At 70.8% G+C, this 16796-nt stretch carries 17 protein-coding genes; 9 read left to right on the top strand and 8 right to left on the bottom strand.

The features are described 5' to 3' along the window. Positions 1–21: 21 nt before the first annotated feature. The 3 genes from AC30CM_RS08245 to AC30CM_RS08235 are packed head-to-tail and all read right to left on the bottom strand — an operon-like array spanning position 22 to position 2733. Entirely contained in the window at positions 22–801 is a 780-nt protein-coding gene (locus AC30CM_RS08245; protein ID WP_490116360.1) for an ABC transporter ATP-binding protein, read from the bottom strand. Continuing rightward, the gene (locus tag AC30CM_RS08240; protein ID WP_490116359.1) at positions 785–1861 is read right to left on the bottom strand and encodes a taurine ABC transporter substrate-binding protein; all 1077 of its coding nucleotides are present in this window, start codon (positions 1859–1861) and stop codon (positions 785–787) included. Before AC30CM_RS08240 ends, AC30CM_RS08245 begins: the two co-directional genes overlap by 17 nt. Beyond that, a complete protein-coding gene (locus tag AC30CM_RS08235) occupies positions 1858–2733 on the bottom strand; it encodes an ABC transporter permease (protein ID WP_490116358.1) in 876 nt (291 codons plus the stop codon). The genes AC30CM_RS08240 and AC30CM_RS08235 overlap by 4 nt, the downstream gene beginning before the upstream one ends. A gap of 190 nt (positions 2734–2923) precedes the next feature. Here AC30CM_RS08235 and AC30CM_RS08230 point away from each other — a divergent pair, with 190 nt between their 5' ends. Both AC30CM_RS08230 and AC30CM_RS08225 read left to right on the top strand, forming a co-directional pair. Further along, positions 2924–3943 (top strand): iron-containing redox enzyme family protein, encoded by a 1020-nt coding sequence (locus AC30CM_RS08230; RefSeq protein ID WP_490116357.1) that lies wholly within the window; start codon positions 2924–2926, stop codon positions 3941–3943. Positions 3944–4051: 108 nt separating this feature from the next. Continuing rightward, entirely contained in the window at positions 4052–5800 is a 1749-nt protein-coding gene (locus tag AC30CM_RS08225) for an Ig-like domain-containing protein (RefSeq protein WP_490116356.1), read from the top strand. A gap of 7 nt (positions 5801–5807) precedes the next feature. Here AC30CM_RS08225 and AC30CM_RS08220 read toward each other — a convergent pair whose 3' ends face one another. Together AC30CM_RS08220 and AC30CM_RS08215 are read right to left on the bottom strand one after the other, a co-directional pair. Next, positions 5808–6011 (bottom strand): CDGSH iron-sulfur domain-containing protein, encoded by a 204-nt coding sequence (locus AC30CM_RS08220; RefSeq protein WP_490116355.1) that lies wholly within the window; start codon positions 6009–6011, stop codon positions 5808–5810. Next, a complete protein-coding gene (locus AC30CM_RS08215) occupies positions 6008–6697 on the bottom strand; it encodes a HemK2/MTQ2 family protein methyltransferase (RefSeq protein ID WP_490116354.1) in 690 nt (229 codons plus the stop codon). Before AC30CM_RS08215 ends, AC30CM_RS08220 begins: the two co-directional genes overlap by 4 nt. A gap of 390 nt (positions 6698–7087) precedes the next feature. On the opposite strand from AC30CM_RS08215, the gene AC30CM_RS08210 reads away from it, so the two are divergent. Both AC30CM_RS08210 and AC30CM_RS08205 read left to right on the top strand, forming a co-directional pair. Then, the gene (locus AC30CM_RS08210; RefSeq protein ID WP_490116416.1) at positions 7088–7873 is read left to right on the top strand and encodes a SigB/SigF/SigG family RNA polymerase sigma factor; all 786 of its coding nucleotides are present in this window, start codon (positions 7088–7090) and stop codon (positions 7871–7873) included. Between the two features lie 114 nt (positions 7874–7987). Further along, positions 7988–8293 carry a DUF732 domain-containing protein gene (locus AC30CM_RS08205; protein ID WP_490116353.1) on the top strand — a complete coding sequence of 102 codons (306 nt, stop codon included), beginning with the start codon at positions 7988–7990 and terminating at the stop codon, positions 8291–8293. Between the two features lie 4 nt (positions 8294–8297). On the opposite strand, the gene AC30CM_RS08200 is transcribed toward AC30CM_RS08205, so the two are convergent. Next, on the bottom strand, positions 8298–8693 hold the full coding sequence (locus tag AC30CM_RS08200; protein WP_490116352.1) for a hypothetical protein: 396 nt from the start codon (positions 8691–8693) through the stop codon (positions 8298–8300). Between the two features lie 97 nt (positions 8694–8790). On the opposite strand from AC30CM_RS08200, the gene AC30CM_RS08195 reads away from it, so the two are divergent. The 4 genes from AC30CM_RS08195 to AC30CM_RS08180 all read left to right on the top strand — a co-directional run bounded on the left by AC30CM_RS08195 (position 8791) and on the right by AC30CM_RS08180 (position 13855). Next, complete coding sequence (locus tag AC30CM_RS08195; RefSeq protein ID WP_490116351.1) at positions 8791–9813, top strand: magnesium transporter CorA family protein; 1023 nt, start codon at positions 8791–8793, stop codon at positions 9811–9813. A gap of 178 nt (positions 9814–9991) precedes the next feature. Then, positions 9992–11515 (top strand): Re/Si-specific NAD(P)(+) transhydrogenase subunit alpha, encoded by a 1524-nt coding sequence (locus tag AC30CM_RS08190; protein WP_490116350.1) that lies wholly within the window; start codon positions 9992–9994, stop codon positions 11513–11515. A 38-nt stretch (positions 11516–11553) separates the two neighbouring features. Further along, positions 11554–12975, top strand: a complete 1422-nt coding sequence (gene pntB / locus AC30CM_RS08185) for a Re/Si-specific NAD(P)(+) transhydrogenase subunit beta (protein WP_490116349.1) — start codon at positions 11554–11556, stop codon at positions 12973–12975. 4 nt (positions 12976–12979) lie between these two features. After that, complete coding sequence (locus tag AC30CM_RS08180; RefSeq protein WP_490116348.1) at positions 12980–13855, top strand: EamA family transporter; 876 nt, start codon at positions 12980–12982, stop codon at positions 13853–13855. On the opposite strand, the gene AC30CM_RS08175 is transcribed toward AC30CM_RS08180, so the two are convergent. Continuing rightward, positions 13821–14414 (bottom strand): TetR/AcrR family transcriptional regulator, encoded by a 594-nt coding sequence (locus AC30CM_RS08175; protein WP_490116347.1) that lies wholly within the window; start codon positions 14412–14414, stop codon positions 13821–13823. The genes AC30CM_RS08180 and AC30CM_RS08175 overlap by 35 nt on opposite strands. A gap of 45 nt (positions 14415–14459) precedes the next feature. Between AC30CM_RS08175 and AC30CM_RS08170 the strand changes: the two genes are divergently transcribed. Further along, entirely contained in the window at positions 14460–15608 is a 1149-nt protein-coding gene (locus tag AC30CM_RS08170; protein WP_490116346.1) for an acyl-CoA dehydrogenase family protein, read from the top strand. Here AC30CM_RS08170 and AC30CM_RS08165 read toward each other — a convergent pair. Next, positions 15596–16795 carry a sensor histidine kinase gene (locus AC30CM_RS08165; RefSeq protein WP_490116345.1) on the bottom strand — a complete coding sequence of 400 codons (1200 nt, stop codon included), beginning with the start codon at positions 16793–16795 and terminating at the stop codon, positions 15596–15598. The genes AC30CM_RS08170 and AC30CM_RS08165 overlap by 13 nt on opposite strands. Between the last annotated feature and the right edge of the window lies 1 nt (position 16796).

Here is a 16796-nt window from a genome sequence, read left to right as displayed (position 1 = left end):
CCGCCCCCGCCCGATTCGCGGCTACGCCGCGGGTGCCTTGACGGCCCGCCCCACCTCCGCGCGCAGCCGCGCGTACTCCGGGGACCTGCGCAGCTCGTCGGGGTCGACGCCGCTGCGGGGCAGGTCCACCGGGATGTCCAGCGCCACCTTGCCGGGCCTGCGAGTGAGCACCACGATGCGCGACCCCAGGAACGCCGCCTCGTCGGCACTGTGCGTGACGAACACCGTGGTGCGCCCCGTCTCGGCGCTCACCGCACGCACGTCCTCCTGCAGTCGCTCGCGCGTCAGCGCATCGAGCGCGGCGAACGGCTCGTCGAGCAGGAACAGCGACCTCTCGGCGGCCAGGGCGCGCGCGATCGCCACCCGCTGCTGCTGCCCACCGCTGATCTCCCAGATCTTGCGGTCGGCGGTGCCCTCCAGGCCCACCCGCGCCAGCAGGTCGTCGCGCCGGTTTGCGCGCCGGTCACGCGGCACGTGCGCATACTTCAAGGCCAGTTCGACGTTGCCGCCCACCGTGCGCCACGGGAACAGGCGCGGCTGCTGGAACACCACGCCCGACGTGACGCCGGGTGTCGGCGCCGTACCGGCCACCTCCACCGCCCCGGCGGTGGGGGCCTCGAAGCCCGCGATGAGCCGCAACAGCGTGCTCTTCCCGCATCCCGACGCGCCCACCAACACCAGGAACGCTCCCGGTTCCACGTCCAGGTCGACGGGCCCGAGCGCCGTCACCTGATCGCGACCGGCCCCGTACCGGTGCTCGACCCCGGCGATCCGCAGGCCCCCGCTACTGCTTGAGGGCATCGGGCAATCCCTTGGTGTAGATGGCGTCCTGGAACGTCTTCAGCGGTGCGGCCGAGGGAATCTGGTTCTGCTCGGCCAGGAACGTCGACGCGCTCTGCAGGTTCGACGCGATGTTGCCCGGATTGCCCTCGGAGCCCAGCCATTCCGGCGACGCCACCTCGGCGGGCGTCAGGTAGACGCCCTGCTCGAGCTGCCCGTCGACGTCGGCCGGGCTCAGGCCCACCTCGGCGGCGATGGCCTTGGCCGCCGCCGCCGGGTCGGTGTGGATGACGTCGAGTGCGCGCGCCTCCTGCTGGCGCCACACGTCGACCACCTCGGGGTGCGCATCGGCGAACTCGGTGCGCACCGCGCCGAGGTCCAACGTGGGCTTCCCGTCCTTGGCCAGCTGCTTGCTGGTGATCAGGTCCTTGCCCGTCTTGCGCAGATCGTCCAGCGTCGGCAGCCAGCTGTAGGCGGCGTCGACGTCGCCGCGGTCCCACGCCGCCAGGATGGCCTGCGGCTGCAGGTCCACCAGCTGGACGTCGGACGGCGTCAACCCGTTCTGGGCGAGTGCGGCCAGCAGGCTGTAGTGGGCGGTCGACGCGAACGGCGTCGCGATGCGCTTGCCCCTGAGGTCGGCGATGGTGGTGATGCCGCTGCCGTTGCGCGCCACCAGGGCCTCGTTGTCACCGGCGACGTCGAGCACGAACGCCACCTGGTACGGGATGTTGAGCGGAGCGGACAACCCGCGAGCCACCGGGCTGGAACCCAGTGCGCCGAAGTCGAGTTCCTTGGCGATGAACGCGGTGTTGACGTCGGCGCCGGAGTCGAACTTGGTCCACTTGACGTTGTAGTCGGGCAGCGCGTCTTCCAGCCAGCGGTTGTTCTTGACGATCAGATCACCGCTCGGAAACGATTGGTAGCCAATGCGAATGGTCGGTTTGTCGGACTGGCCGCCCGAGTTGTCCACCGCGCACCCGGACAGGGCCACCGTCGCGGTGGCGGCGATCGCCAGCAGTACCCTCAGCCTCGGCACCCTCGACCTCGGTGAGCGCTTGCGTGAAGAGCCGGTGGACGTCATGTCTTTCCTCTCCAGGGGACGACGCGCCGCTCCACGGCGCGCAGCAGACCGTCGATGATCAGGCCCGAGAACCCGACGGCGAAGATGCCGACGAGGACTACCGGGGTGTTGTTGTAATTGCTTGCGTCCTTGACCAATCCGCCGATGCCGGGGATGCCGTTGAACAGCTCGGCGGCCACGACGGCGGAGTAGGCCATGCCGACGCCCAAGCGGATGCCGGTGAAGGTCTCGGGCAGTGCCGACGGGATCACGACGTCGCGGATCACCTGCGCCCGCGAGGCGCCCAGTGCGCGCGCGGCCTCCTGCAGTCCCACCGGCGCCGCCAGGACGGCCGACGTGGTGGCCACCGCGGCCGGCGGTAGCGCCGCCAGCGCCAGCAGCGTGATCTTGGGTGCCTCGTCGATGCCCAGCCAGATCACCAGCAGGAAGAAGTACGCCAGCGGCGGCAGCGCCCGGATGAACGTCAGCCACGGCTCCAGCACGCTGCGCACCCAGCTCACCGACCCCATGACCAGGCCCAGCAGGACCCCGACGGCGATGCCGACGACGACGCCGGCGAACACCCGGCGCAGGGTCATGTACAGGTGCTCCCACAGCAGGTACCCGCCGTACCCGCGGATGCCGTCATGCGTGGTCGACACGTCGAGGAATGCCCGCCACACGGTGGCCGGATAGGGCACGAAGGTTTGATTCCACACGCCGCTGGCCGCCGCGAGCTGCCACAGCAGCCCGAACACCACCACCGACAGCAGGGGCAACCCGGCGCGCGTGAGCAGTGCGCGCCAACGGTTGCGGGGCGCGGTTCTCCTCGGCGGGTCGGCGAGCGACTCGTCGGGGGCTTCGACCGGGAACCTGTCGACGAACACGGACACGGGCACTGCTTCCTACGCGGGCTGAACGGAACGGAAACGCGTTCAGCGACAGCGGTAGTCAGCAGGCGGTGGCACGCGCACCAGGCATGTGTACCGTGCAGTCCGCGGCAGGCGAAGGGATGCGCTCATCACGAGTCTTTGTGATGGCCGTCCTAGGTTTCACCGGGAGACGCCGGGGTAGTTCCCGACGGTGACTCTCGCGCATCCCTCCACCGAGCCCCGGTTGCCCTCGCCCCGTGGTCCGTTGTCCACCACGGTCATCGACCTGCTGGCCGAGCGCGCACCCCACGGTCACCTGCAACGCATCGAGTCGTCGCTGGGCGACGCCGACCCCTACGGCCTGGATCTGCAGCTGGCGCTGCACGTCTGCTACGAGCTGCACTACCAGGGTTTCTTCGGCGTGGATCCGCGGTGGGAGTGGAACGCCGGCCTGCTGCACCTGCGCGGTCGGATGGAAGACGCGTTCCTCTCGGCGTTGCGCCGCGACATCGAGGACATGGGTCCCGACGCGTCGGTCGAGGACGAGATGGCGCGGCTGTCGGTAGAACCGACCCGTGGCACCGGGCCCTCCTGGCACCTGCTGGCCGAGGGCACCTGGGACCAGGTGCTGGAGTACTTCGTGCACCGGTCGATCTACCACCTCAAGGAGGGCGATCCCCACGCCTGGGCCATCCCGCGGCTGCGCGGCCGCGCCAAGGCCGCGTTCGTGGCGGTCGAGTTCGACGAGTTCGGCGGCGGGCGCGCCGCCGACGTCCACCAGGTGCTGTTCGGCGACCTGCTGGCCGCGTCCGGGTTGGACGCCGGCTACCTCCACTATCTGGACTACGGCGTCGCCGAGTCCCTGGCGGTGGTCAACGTGATGTCGATGTTCGGGCTACACCGCGCCTGGCGCGGCGCGGCGGTGGGCCACTTCGCGGCCACCGAGATCACCTCGCCGTCGGGGTCGCGGCGGATGGTGCGGGCGCTCGAGCGGTTGGGCGCGCCTGCCGAGGCGGTGCGGTTCTACGCCGAGCACGTCGAGGCCGACGCCGTGCACGAGCAGGTGGTGCGCACCGAGGTGGTGGGCGACCTGGTGGCGCGCGAGCCGCACCTCGAGGCCGACGTCGTGTTCGGCGTCCGCGCGTTCGAGTTCGTCGAGGACCGCCTCGGCGATCACATGGTGCGGTGCTGGCAGGACGGCCGCACGTCGCTGCGGCGTCCATTGGACTGACCCGGACTGACCCGGACTGACCTGGACTGACCCCGCGTCCCGTCCGATCCGCCGGCACGGGGCCGGGGGGCGTGCTTTACTTCCAGAAAATTGACGGAGGAGTAAAGCATGGCACGCGGGTCACGGACCTGGCTGCACGTGGGCGCGGCGTCGCTGGGCGTGGGCGCCGCTTTGGGCCTTGGCCTGCTGGGCCCCCAAATCGCTTCCGCCGCGGCCGATGACGACGCGCCGTCGACGTCCGCGGCCGCATCGGCGCCCGCCGCCTCCAAGTCCGCCGCGTCGAAGAACACCGCAGGCAAGGTGCGGCCATCCGCGGGCGCGACCCGCACCACCGCGGGGACGACGCGGCACGCCGATGACGACAAGACCAAGCGGTCGAGTTCCGCCAGGCCCAGCAGCAAGCCCGCCAGCCCCACGCCCACCACGTCCACGCCCACGTCCACGCCCACGCCTAGCGACGGACCGCACCCGGGCGACGCCGAGACGCCTCAGCCCGCGTCGGCCACCGTGACGGCTCCCCCGACCGCACCCCAGACGGTCGCCGACGAGGCCGAGCCGCCCACCCCCGCCGCGACGCCGGTCCTTCCCACCAACCCCTGGGGCATGCAGACCACGAACGGCTCCCATCCCAGCCCCGTCGACGCGCCGATCACGGCCGCCACCGCGTCGCTGCAGCAGCTGATCACCGCGCTACCGCTGCCTCGTGAGCTGCGCGACGCGCTCACCGGCACGCTCTGGACCGCACGACGCACCTTCTTCAACCTGGCACCGACCGTGGCGCCGGTGCGGGTCACGGGCAGCCCGGACGGCCCCATCGAAGGCGCGGTCGCGGCCGTCGACCCGGAAGGCGACCGCATCGTCTACCGGCTCACCCAGGGACCGCGATTCGGCACCGTCGCCATGGCCGCCGACGGCAGCTACGTCTACACCCCGGGCGCGGACTTCGACGGCGTGGACACGTTCGCGATCTCGGCCGTGGACGTCGGCGCGCACGTGAACCTGCTCGACCCGTTTCGCGGCGGTGTCGCCACGTCGATGCTGGTCAACCAGGGCGCGGTGCGGTTCGAGTTCACCTACACCCGGGGGGCGGACGAGTGGACCCCGCAACGGCGCGGGGTCCTCGAGGAAGCGGGCCGACGGCTGGCCGCCTTCATCCTGGTGGACGCGCCGCGCACCCTCACCTACGAGGTCGACAGCGAGGGTGCCGACCCCGCGCACCTCGCCAGCGCCGTGTCCCCGTTCGTCTCGACGGCCACCGGCCCCGGTCTCTGGCCGTCGGTCGTGCAGCACGAACTCCTGACCGGTGAGGACCTCAACGGGCCCGATTTCGACGGCAGGATCAACTGGAACTGGTACCCCAGCCGTTCCACTTGGAGTATCCAGCAGGATCAACCGGCCGGCACCGTGGACGCCCTGTCCACGGCCATGCACGAGCTGATGCACACGTTCGGGTTCACCAGCGTCATCGGTGCGCCCGGCCAGAACGCCGCCCGCCGCTACTGGAGCCCGTTCGCCCAATTCGTCGGGGCCAGTGACGGTGAACGCGCGATCACGCCCGACTTCAGGTGGAACACCGACCGCGACTTCGACGCCATCGCCGGTGGGGAGGACGGCGGGCTGTTCTTCTTCGGGCCCCACGCCGTGGCCGCCTACGGCGCCCCGGTGCCGATCTTCTCGTCCAGCCCATTCATATCCGCGTCGCATTTCGCCGACGGGTTCTTCGTGGGCGCCAACGCCAACCTGATGAACACCTATCAGCGCGTGGGCGACGGCGTGCGCACGCTCAGCGTCCTCGACGTCGCCGTGCTGGCCGATCTGGGCTACACCGTGGTGGGGGCGTACGACTCAACGGTGTGACGCCGCCTCATTCGTCGGTGGCCGCTACTCGCTGCTTCTTGCGGTGGCTGGTGTCGCACAGCGGGTAGAGCTTGCTGCGTCGGCACGTGCAGATCGCGACCATGAACCGGTCCGATTCGGTGACGGTGCCGTCGGGCGTCTCGATGCGCACCGGACCCTGAACCAGCAGCGGCCCGGAGCCGGCGATGCGCACCGTGCGCGGCTCGCTCATCGCTTGCTGCCCTCGACGACGGCGATCCGCTCGACGCGCCTGCCGGCCTCCAGTCGACCGGTGCGCTCCAGCCACGGGGCGCGCGCCGTCATCACCGGACCGAACGGGATGCGCAGCCAGCTCACCACCTCCGCGTGCAGGCCCTGGCCACGCAAGCCCTCGACGGTGGCCTCGACGTCGGCGAACTCGGAGTGCACCACCAGCATGCGGCCGCCGTCGGCCAACAGCTCCGGCGCGTGGGCACACATCGGGTCCAGCACCAGCCTACCGTCGACGCCTGCATCGAAAGACATTGCCGGACCGGCATTCTCGGGGATGTCCTCGGCCACCTCCGGCCCGGGGCACGGCACGTAGGGCGGGTTGGCCAACACCAGGTCGAACGGCCGGAACTCGGCCGCGCGCGCCCAGTGGCCCAGGTGCACGTCGACGTCGACGTCGGCGGCCGACGCGTTGGCGCGCGCCGCACGCACGGCCCGCGGGCACAGCTCGAAGGCGGCCACCGACGCCGCGCCCAACCGGGCCGCGGCCACGGCGACGAACCCGCTACCGGTGCACAGGTCGGCCACGCGCAGGCCGGTGGGATCGGCCCGGCGCGCCATGACGTCGACCAGCAGCTGGGAGTCTTCCTGCGGCGGGTAGACCCCGTTGGGGACGACGCTCACCGGTTCCGGGCAGGCAGCAGTCATGACGAACCTTTCGCGGGGGAGGGTGGGGCGGCGCCATCGGGGCTTGAGCGCGCACCTCCGTGATGCCCGCTGCCCGAGCGACTAAACCGCGCGGTGGCACGGACATTTTGACCACGGGGGGCGGCCGCGGAGTACAGTCGGAGACGTCCACGAGGACACGCACCGTTTAGCCAAAGCGGATGTCAGGTTGCGCCGCGAAACGGCTGCCCCTTCCTTCCCCCGTCCAGTCTGTGGCGGGGAACCCGGCAGAGCACACACGTCGGGGATCGCGCGCCATCGCATCGCAACCACGGCAGATTGCCGGTTCCGTCCCAGACGGAAAGAATGCTGGGCCCTGCTGCGGCCACTGCATTCGATGGGACGCCTGTTAGGGGGTCCGACACCGTGACCATGCAACTCGAAGCGCCAACCACCCGACGGTCCAACGACGAGTACGCCGACGTCGTCGACATGTTCCACGAACTCCACCGACTGCCGCCCGGCAGCCCGCAGCGCCAACGACAGCGCGACGCCATCGTGGCGCGCTGCCTGCCGTTGGCCGACCACATCGCCAAGCACTACGACCGCCGCGGCGAGGACATCGAGGACCTGGCGCAGATCGCGCGCCTAGGCCTGGTGAACGCCGTCGACCGGTTCGACCCCGAGAAGGGCGCCGGCTTCCTGTCGTTCGCCGTGCCGACGATGATGGGCGAGGTCCGCAGGCACTTCCGCGACCACGGCTGGGCGATGCACGTGCCGCGCCGACTCAAGGACCGCCACGTCCACCTGACCCGGGCGATGTCGGATCTGACGCAGACCCTCGGCCGGGCGCCCACGCCCACCGAACTGGCCGCCCACCTCGAGATCGAGCGCGAGGACGTGGTGGAGAGCCTGGTGGCGTCGGCGGCCTACCGCACCCATTCCATCGACGCTCCGGTGTCCACCGGCGACGACGATGCGCGGATGGTGGCCGACACCGTCGGCAGCATCGACCCCGCGTTCGCCCGCATCACCGACCAGGAATCGGTGAAACCGCTCATCGCCGCGCTCCCGGAGCGCGAACGCTCGATCCTGTATCTGCGCTTCTTCGATTCCATGACGCAGAGCCAGATCGCCGAGCGCATCGGGGTGTCGCAGATGCACGTCTCGCGGATCCTCGAGCGCACCCTGTCCACGCTGCGGGAACAGGTGATTTAGCGGTCGAGACGCTTGGCGAGGGCGCCAAGAATTCGTCGAGAATCCGCCAAGGACGGCCCCCGATGCTGGTCGCAGCTCGCACCCGCGAGACCGACCAGATCGTCAGGAGTTCACGTGTCCACCACTCGGATCGTCTCAGTCGCCCTCGCCGCCGTCGCGGCCGCGGGCCTCGGCCTGGCCGGCGCCGCGCCCGCGTCGGCCACCGACGAGCACGGTTACTTCGTCGCGCTCACCGACTACGGCTACGGCGACACGTCCCAGGACGTGGCGCTGAACCTCGGCTACGCCGTGTGCGACGACATCACCCACGGGGTGCCCAAGAGCGTCACGCTGCGGGCCATCTACGACAACACCAACGAGAACGTCGACGCAGCCGACGCGGACTTCCTGTACAAAGCCGCGCTCGTGCACCTCTGCTAGCGGGTCAGGTGGCGGGCAGCGCCGCCGCCGGGCCGGCCTCGAGTTCGCGCATCGGGGCCGCCTGCGGCAGCCGCAGCGGCAGTTCGGCGACCTTCGTGCGGACGCCGTGCACGGCGCCGCTCATCGCCAGGGCGGCAGCACCCCAGCAGCGCTGGCCGATGGCGCCGGCGCGCACCCACGGGCCGGTGCGCACGCGCTGACTCCACGGCGTGTAGGAGTAGACGGCCGGGTCGAAGAACAGCGGCATGTCGACGGTCGAGGTGTTCTCCAGGAACACCTCGTCGCACCGCTGGCACCACACCTCGTAGGTGATGGTGTCGGGGGCGGTCTCGACGAACGCGTAGTCGGCAGGGGCCACGCAGCAGGGACAACGGGTCATTCCGCGCTCGACCAGATTCATGGATCGATACTGGCGCCTGCGGCACGCCCAGACAGCATCCCGGCCCATGTCGTTGCGCGTTCGGTTCCCAACCGTGACCAACGGGCATGATGTCCGGATGACGCAGATCCGCGGCCGGGTGTGGCGCGACGGCAAACCCCACGACGACTTCTCCTTCGAGCGGATCTCGGATTGTCTGGAGGGTGACGACACCCTGGTGTGGGCCGACGTCTACGACCCCGACCAAGACACGCTGGCCGCACTGGCCCACGAACTGCGGCTCAACGTGTGGGCGGTCGAGGACGCGACGGCACCCAAGGAGCGCACCAAGGCCACCGTGTACCACTCCCACACGTTCTTCACGGTGTACGCCATCGAGACCGTGTCACCCGACGACGTGCAGGCCGTCGCCGCGGGCGACGAGGCGTCGTTGATCGTCAAGCACCGGATCTCGGGATTCGTGCTGCCGCAGGGGCTCATCACCGTTCGGCTGCCACCCGCGACGGGTCCCGACCACTTCGACATCGACGTCGTCTCCGAGCGCTTCGACGAACTCGGCGGCCAGGAGTACGGCGTCGGCGCGCTGGTGCACGGGCTGCTGGACGTCGTGGTGGACGGGCACTTCGAGGCGGTGCAGGCCCTCGACGACGCCATCGAGGACTTGGAGGACGAGCTGTTCGCCGACGACGGGCCGCGACATGGACTGCAGCGCAGGACGTTCCGCTTCCGCAAGGACCTCGTCGAACTGCGCCGCGTCGTGCTGCCCATGCGGGAGGTGGTGGGCGCCATCCAGCACCGCAGGCTCGACGCCAAGACGTCACCCGAACTCGACCCGCTCTACGCCGACCTGTACGACCACGTCCTGCGCGCCTCCGAGTGGACCGAATCGCTGCGCGACATGGTCACGACGGTCTTCGAGACCAACCTGTCGCTGCAGGACGCCCGCCTCAACACGGTGATGAAGAAGCTCACCGGGTGGGCCGCGATCATCGCGGTGCCGACGGCGGTCACCGGGTGGTACGGCCAGAACGTCACCTACCCCGGCATCAACACGGTCGCCGGCTTCATCGCCAGCAGCGTCGTGATCGTGCTGCTGGTCGCGGTGCTGTACGTGTCGTTCCGGCGCCGCGACTGGCTATAGCACCGGCGTAATGAGCCGCGGCGCCCGGCAAACGGCGCCGATTGCCTCGCTTCGCGGGGTCTCGACGACGGATGTCGTTGCGTCCGCCGTGGTTACGCGCGTGACCAGGCACGGGCGTGACGCGCACCGGGCCGAGGTGGCGCGCACGGCGTCCACGGGCAAATGCGAGACTCTTCCGATGATCATCGGGATTCCTCGCGAGTCGCATGCGGGTGAGACGCGCGTCGCCGGCACGCCGGCCACCGTCGGGCAACTGCTCAAGTTGGGCTATTCCGTCGTCGTACAGTCCGGCGCCGGGGACGCCTCCAGCTTCTCCGACGCCGCGTACGTCGAGGCCGGAGCGCAGATCGGCGATCCGTTCGCCGCCGACGTGGTCCTGAAGGTCAACGCCCCCGACGATGCGGAGATCGCCGCGCTGCGCGACGGCACGACGCTCGTCAGCCTGATCTCCCCCGCCCTCAAGCCCGAGCTGGTGGACACGCTCGCCGCACGCCCCATCACGGTGCTCGCCATGGACGCCGTGCCGCGCATCTCGCGCGCGCAGTCGCTCGACGTGCTGTCGTCGATGGCCAACATCGCCGGCTACCGCGCCGTCGTGGAGGCCGCCCACGCCTTCGGCCGGTTCTTCACCGGCCAGGTGACCGCCGCGGGCAAGGTGCCCCCGGCCAAGGTGCTCGTCGTCGGTGCCGGCGTGGCGGGCCTGGCGGCCATCGGCGCAGCGGGCAGCCTGGGCGCCATCGTCAAGGCCACCGACCCCCGCCCCGAGGTGGCCGACCAGGTGAAGTCCCTGGGCGGGGAGTACGTGTCGGTGGACCCGAACGCGGGCGAGGTGTCGGCCACCGGCTACGCCAAGGAGATGGGCGAGGACTACAAGGCCCGCGAGGCCGCGCTGTACGCCGAGCTGGCCTCCGACGTCGACATCATCATCACCACCGCCCTGATCCCCGGCCGGCCGGCCCCGCGCATCATCACCGCCGACATGGTGGCCTCGATGAAGCCGGGCAGCGTCATCGTCGACATGGCCGCGGCCAACGGCGGCAACGTCGAGGGCACGGTCAGGGACCAGGCCGTCGTCACCGCCAACGGCGTCACGATCATCGGCTACACGGACCTGGCCGGTCGCCTGCCCGCCACCGCCTCCCAGCTCTACGGCACCAACCTGGTGAACCTGCTCAAGCTGCTGACTCCCGCCAAGGACGGCCAGCTGACGCTGGACTTCGACGACGTCGTGCAACGGTCGATCACCGTCGTGCGCGACGGCGAGATCACCTGGCCGCCACCCCCGGTACAGGTATCCGCCGCCCCTGCCGCCGCACCCGCGGTCACGGCCGAACCCAAGCCCGCCAAGACGCCCATGACCATGCAGCGCCGCATCGGTCTCACCTTCGCGGCGGCGGCCGTGCTGTTCGTGCTCGTCGCGCTGTCCCCGGCCGCACTGCAGGTGCACCTGGTGGTGTTCGCCCTGGCGATCGTCATCGGCTACTACGTCATCGGCCATGTGCACCACGCACTGCACACGCCGCTGATGTCGGTCACCAACGCGATCTCCGGCATCATCGTCGTGGGCGCACTGCTGCAGATCGGCCACGGTGACACCGTCATCACCGCGCTGGCCACGGTGGCCATCCTGCTGGCCAGCATCAACGTCTTCGGCGGCTTCGCGGTCACGCGCCGCATGCTCGCCATGTTCTCCCGCAGCTGACGCCGCCTGCGCCCGAATACTCCTCGAACGGATACCTCATGTTCACGGTAGAGACTGCCGCCACCGCGGCGTACATCGTCGCCGCACTGCTGTTCATCCTCGCGCTGGCCGGACTGTCCAAGCACGAGACGTCCAAGGCCGGCAACAGCTTCGGCATGGCGGGCATGGCGATCGCGCTCGTCGCGACCGTCGTGCTGGCCCTGGGCCGCCACATCGAACCGGTGGGCCTGGGCCTGCTGCTCGGGGCCATGGCCATCGGCGCCGCGATCGGCCTGTGGCGCGCCAAGGTCGTCGAGATGACCGGCATGCCGGAGCTGATCGCCCTGCTGCACAGCTTCGTCGGCCTGGCCGCCGTCCTGGTCGGCTGGAACGGCTACCTGCACGTCGAAGGCCAGCTCGCAGGCGCCGAGGCCGCGCTGCTGCGCAGCGAGGGCATGCTCGGCATCCACTCCGCCGAGGTGTTCGTCGGCGTGTTCATCGGCGCGGTCACCTTCACCGGCTCCATCGTCGCCAACCTCAAGCTGTCGGCCAAGATCAAGTCCGCGCCGCTGATGCTGCCCGGCAAGAACGTGCTCAACGTCGGCGCGCTCGTGGTGTTCTTCGCCCTCACGGTGTGGTTCGTCGTCTCCCCGCAGCTGTGGCTGCTGGTCGTGGTGACCGTGCTGGCGCTGCTGCTGGGCTGGCACCTGGTGGCCTCCATCGGCGGCGGCGACATGCCCGTGGTGGTGTCGATGCTCAACAGCTACTCCGGCTGGGCCGCCGCGGCGTCGGGCTTCCTGCTGGGCAACGACCTGCTGATCATCACCGGCGCGCTCGTCGGCTCCTCCGGTGCCTACCTGTCCTACATCATGTGCAAGGCCATGAACCGGTCGTTCATCTCCGTCATCGCAGGCGGTTTCGGGATCGAGGCCGGTCCGGCCGAGGACAAGGATTACGGCGAGCACCGCGAGATCACCGCCGAGGGGGCCGCCGAGCTGCTGGCGGGCGCCTCCTCTGTGATCATCACCCCCGGCTACGGCATGGCCGTCGCCCAGGCCCAGTACGGCGTCGCCGACCTCACCCGCAAGCTGCGCGACCGCGGCGTCGAGGTGCGCTTCGGCATCCACCCGGTGGCCGGGCGCCTGCCGGGCCACATGAACGTGCTGCTGGCCGAGGCCAAGGTGCCCTACGACATCGTGCTGGAGATGGACGAGATCAACGACGACTTCGGCGACACCGACGTCGTGCTCGTGATCGGCGCCAACGACACCGTCAACCCGGCGGCCTCGGAGGACCCCGGCAGCCCCATCGCCGGCATGCCGGTGCTCACGGTGTGGAACGCCAACAACGTCATCGTGTTCAAGCGGTCCATGGCGTCGGGCTACGCCGGCGTGCAGAACCCGCTGTTCTTCCGCGACAACACCCAGATGCTCTTCGGTGACGCCAAGGACCGCGTGGACGCCATCAACGCGGCGCTCTAGGACCGTGACGGCCCGGCCCCGCGTCCCCGCGTGGTCGGTGCCGGGGTTCTTCGTCGTCGGCGCGGTGTCGCAGTACACCGGCGCCGCACTGGGCGTCGTCCTGTTCCAGACCACCGACCCGACGGCGGTCGCCTGGCTGCGCTGCGCATCGGCAGCCGTCGCGCTGGTGGCGTGGCGGCGCCCCTGGCGACGACGGGTGCGGTGGACGCGTTCCGCGCTGCGGTGGGCGGCCGGGTTCGGCGTGGTCACGGTCGCGATGAACGTGGCGTTCTTCGAGGCCATCGCGCGGATCCCGCTCGGCACCGCCGTGGCCATCGAGTTTCTGGGCCCCGTCGCCGTGGCGACGCTGGGCTCGCGGCGCGCCCGCGACCTCGTGGCGGTGGTGCTGGTGACGACGGGCGTCGTGCTGGTGGCCGGCGTCCGGCTGGAGGCCGACGCCGTCGGTGTCGGCTGCGCGCTGCTGGCCGCCGCACTGTGGGCGGGCTACGTCCTGCTGGGCAAGCGGGTCGCCGACGCCGGCTCCGGACTGGACTCGCTTGCCGTCGGCATGGCCGCGGCCGCGGTCGGGCTCGCCGTGCCGCTGCTGGCGCCGCAGCTGTGGACCGATGCGGGTGTCTTCGCCGAGCCTCGCACCTGGCTGCTGGGCATCGGGGTGGGCGTGCTGTCCACGGCGGTGCCGTACGCGCTCGACCAGGTGGTCCTGACCGCCGTCGGCCGGGCGCGCTTCGCGCTGCTGCTGGCCCTGCTCCCGGTCACCGCCGCGGTGGTGGGTGCCGTGGTGCTGGCGCAGCGACCGACGCTCACCGAGGCCGCGGGCATCGCGCTGGTGGTGGCGGCGCTGGTGATCAGTTCCCCGGCGACGCCAGCAGCCCCCGGGTGAGCAGCGTGGCCAACTCCGCGTAGGCCTCGGCGTCGCTCAACCCCGTCGCGGCCCGCACGGCACGCTGCTGGATGCGGACCATCGTGGCCGCGACGACGTCGGCGGCGAACGCCGCGTGCACGTCGCGGTAGGTGCCGCAGGCCACGCCGTCGACGATCAGCTGCCGCACCCGCTGCGCGGCGGCGCGCGTGTTGGCCTCGTACACCTCGCGGGCGGGCGCGAAGTCCGCGACGTCGGTCATGAAGTCCTCGCCTGCGGCTGCCAGCGCGTCCCCGACGGCGGTCAGATACGCCGACACGCGGGCCGCGGGGTCCGCGGTTCGCTCCACGGCGGCCTCGACGTCGGCGGTGGCCCGCTTGAAGAAGTGCACGGTGACGCGGCGCACCAGGTCGTCCTTGCCGGCCGCCAGCGTGTACAGCGTCGACTTCGAGCAGTGCAGCCGCGCGGCGACGTCGTCGAGGGTGAGCCGGCTGAACCCGTCAGCCAAGAACAGGGCCAGCAGGTCGTCGAACAGTCTCGTCCGCCGCCGCGTGCCGAAGCCTTCGACCGGATCCACCATGATCGAAACAGTACTGCGCAGCCGCCTGCAGTACTATTTCGACGCATGGCCGTCGACCGTCTACTGCCCACCGAAGAAGCCGCCGAGCTGATCGCGCTGGCGCGCGACGTCGCCGACAAGGTTCTCGACCCCATCGTCGACGAGCACGAACGCACCGCGACCTACCCCCGCGGTGTCTTCGCGCAACTGGGCGCCGCCGGGCTGATGAGCCTGCCGCAGCCCGAAGAGTGGGGCGGCGGCGGCCAGCCCTACGAGGTCTACCTGCAGGTACTCGAGGAACTCGCCGCCCGCTGGGCCGCCGTCGCCGTGGCGGTCAGCGTGCACAGCCTGTCGTCGCATCCGCTGCTGGCATTCGGTACCGAGGAGCAGAAGCAGCGCTGGCTGCCCGGCATGCTCTCCGGCGATCGGATCGGCGCCTACAGCCTGTCCGAACCCCAGGCCGGCTCCGATGCGGCGGCGCTGCGCTGTGCGGCCGTGCGCCACGACGATCACTACGTGATCAACGGGTCGAAATCCTGGATCACCCACGGCGGGGTGGCGGATTCCTACACGCTGTTCGCGCGCACCGGCGACGCGAAAGGCGACATCTCCTGCTTCCTGGTCCCCGGCGACCTGCCCGGCCTGACCTTCGGCAAGCCCGAGGACAAGATGGGCCTGCACGCCGTCCCGACGACGTCGGCGTTCTACGACGACGCCCGCCTCGACGCCGACCGCCGCATCGGCGCCGAAGGCCAGGGCCTTCAGATCGCGTTCAGCGCACTGGACTCCGGAAGGCTGGGCATCGCCGCCGTCGCGGTCGGCATCGCGCAGGCCGCCCTCGACGATGCCGTCCGCTACGCCCGCGAACGGACGACGTTCGGCCGCAAGATCATCGACCACCAGGGCCTGGGCTTCCTGCTGGCCGACATGGCCGCCGCCGTCGGCAGCGCCCGGGCCACCTACCTCGACGCCGCCCGCAGGCGCGACGCCGGCGCGCCCTACTCCGCGCAGGCCAGCGTCGCGAAACTCGTCGCCACCGACGCCGCCATGAAGGTGACCACCGACGCCGTCCAGGTGCTCGGCGGCGTCGGCTACACCCGCGACTTCCGCGCCGAGCGCTACATGCGCGAAGCCAAGATCACCCAGATCTTCGAGGGCACCAACCAGATTCAGCGGCTCGTCATCGCGCGCGGCCTCTCAGGTCACGACGGCTGACCGGCAGGGCGGTCGGGTTCCGGCGGCGAGGTGACCGTGACGCGGGTACCGCGGACCCCCGCCGCCGACTCGATCACCAGCCGGCCGCCCATGGCCTCGAACCGCGCCAGCAGCGACCCCAGCCCGATGTGGCCCGCCGCCACGCTGTCGGCCACCCGCGCGGGGTCGAACCCGACGCCGTCGTCGGCGACCACCAGCACCACGCGATCCCCGGCCCGGCGCAGTGTCACGCCGACCGTGGTGGCCCGGGCGTGCTTGCGCACGTTGGCCAGCAGCTCGCGGGCCGCCCGGTAGAGCAGCGACTGCGACTCGGGCTTGCCCACCTCCTCCAGATCACCCTCGACGGCGCAGTCACCGCGCGAACGGAACTGCTGCAACAGTTCCCGCACGGCCTCGGCCAAACCGAGCTGGGCCAACACCTGCGGGTGCAGCTCGGTGACCGTCGACCGCAGCACCGCCGCGGTCCGCTGCAAGGAGTCGTACACCGCGTCCAGCGCCGGGTCGGGACTGCGCTCGCGCAACGCGTCCACCTCCATCCGAGCAGCCAGCAGGTTCTGCAGCGGCACGTCGTGCAGGTGCTCGGCGATCTCGCGGTTGTGCCGCTCGTCGGCCGCCAGCGCCTCGGCCACCAGGTGCCTGCGCACCTCCTGCAGCGACCGCACGCGCGCCTGCCGCCGCGCCAGGAAGTAGCACAGTGCGCTGACCGCGACGGCCAGCCACAGCAGGAACCCCACCTGGGTGTACACGATGTCCGGCAGCCCCATGGAGTCGTCGCGCCTGCTGTAGACGATCCAGGCCGCCAGGTAGCACGCCGCCCCGGCCAGCCCCAGCACGCCGGTGAGCATCGGCCGGTCCTGGAACGCCACCGAGATGGGCAGCAGGAAGAACACCGGCAGCAGCGCCGCCGTCGCGCCCCCCGAGACGACGCACAGCGCCAGGACCACCAGCACGTCGACGCCCGTCGACGCGTAGTCGGCCCACCGCGGCACCGGCCCGCGCACCACGATCACCACCCAGATCGCCGCCGCGACGGCGTAGGCGCCGAGCAGCACCGCGTACACGTCGGGCAGCCAGGAGTCGACGTCCCACACCCACACCAGCAGCGCGATCAGCCCGATCAGCGGCAACCGCAGGAACGCCGACACGCGCACCGGCGACGCCGAGAAGTACGCCAGGAAGCGCTCCACG

The organism is Mycobacterium sp. DHQP2018-32-09 (genome assembly GCF_058148405.1).
This window is presented reverse-complemented; position numbering and strand designations above follow the sequence as displayed.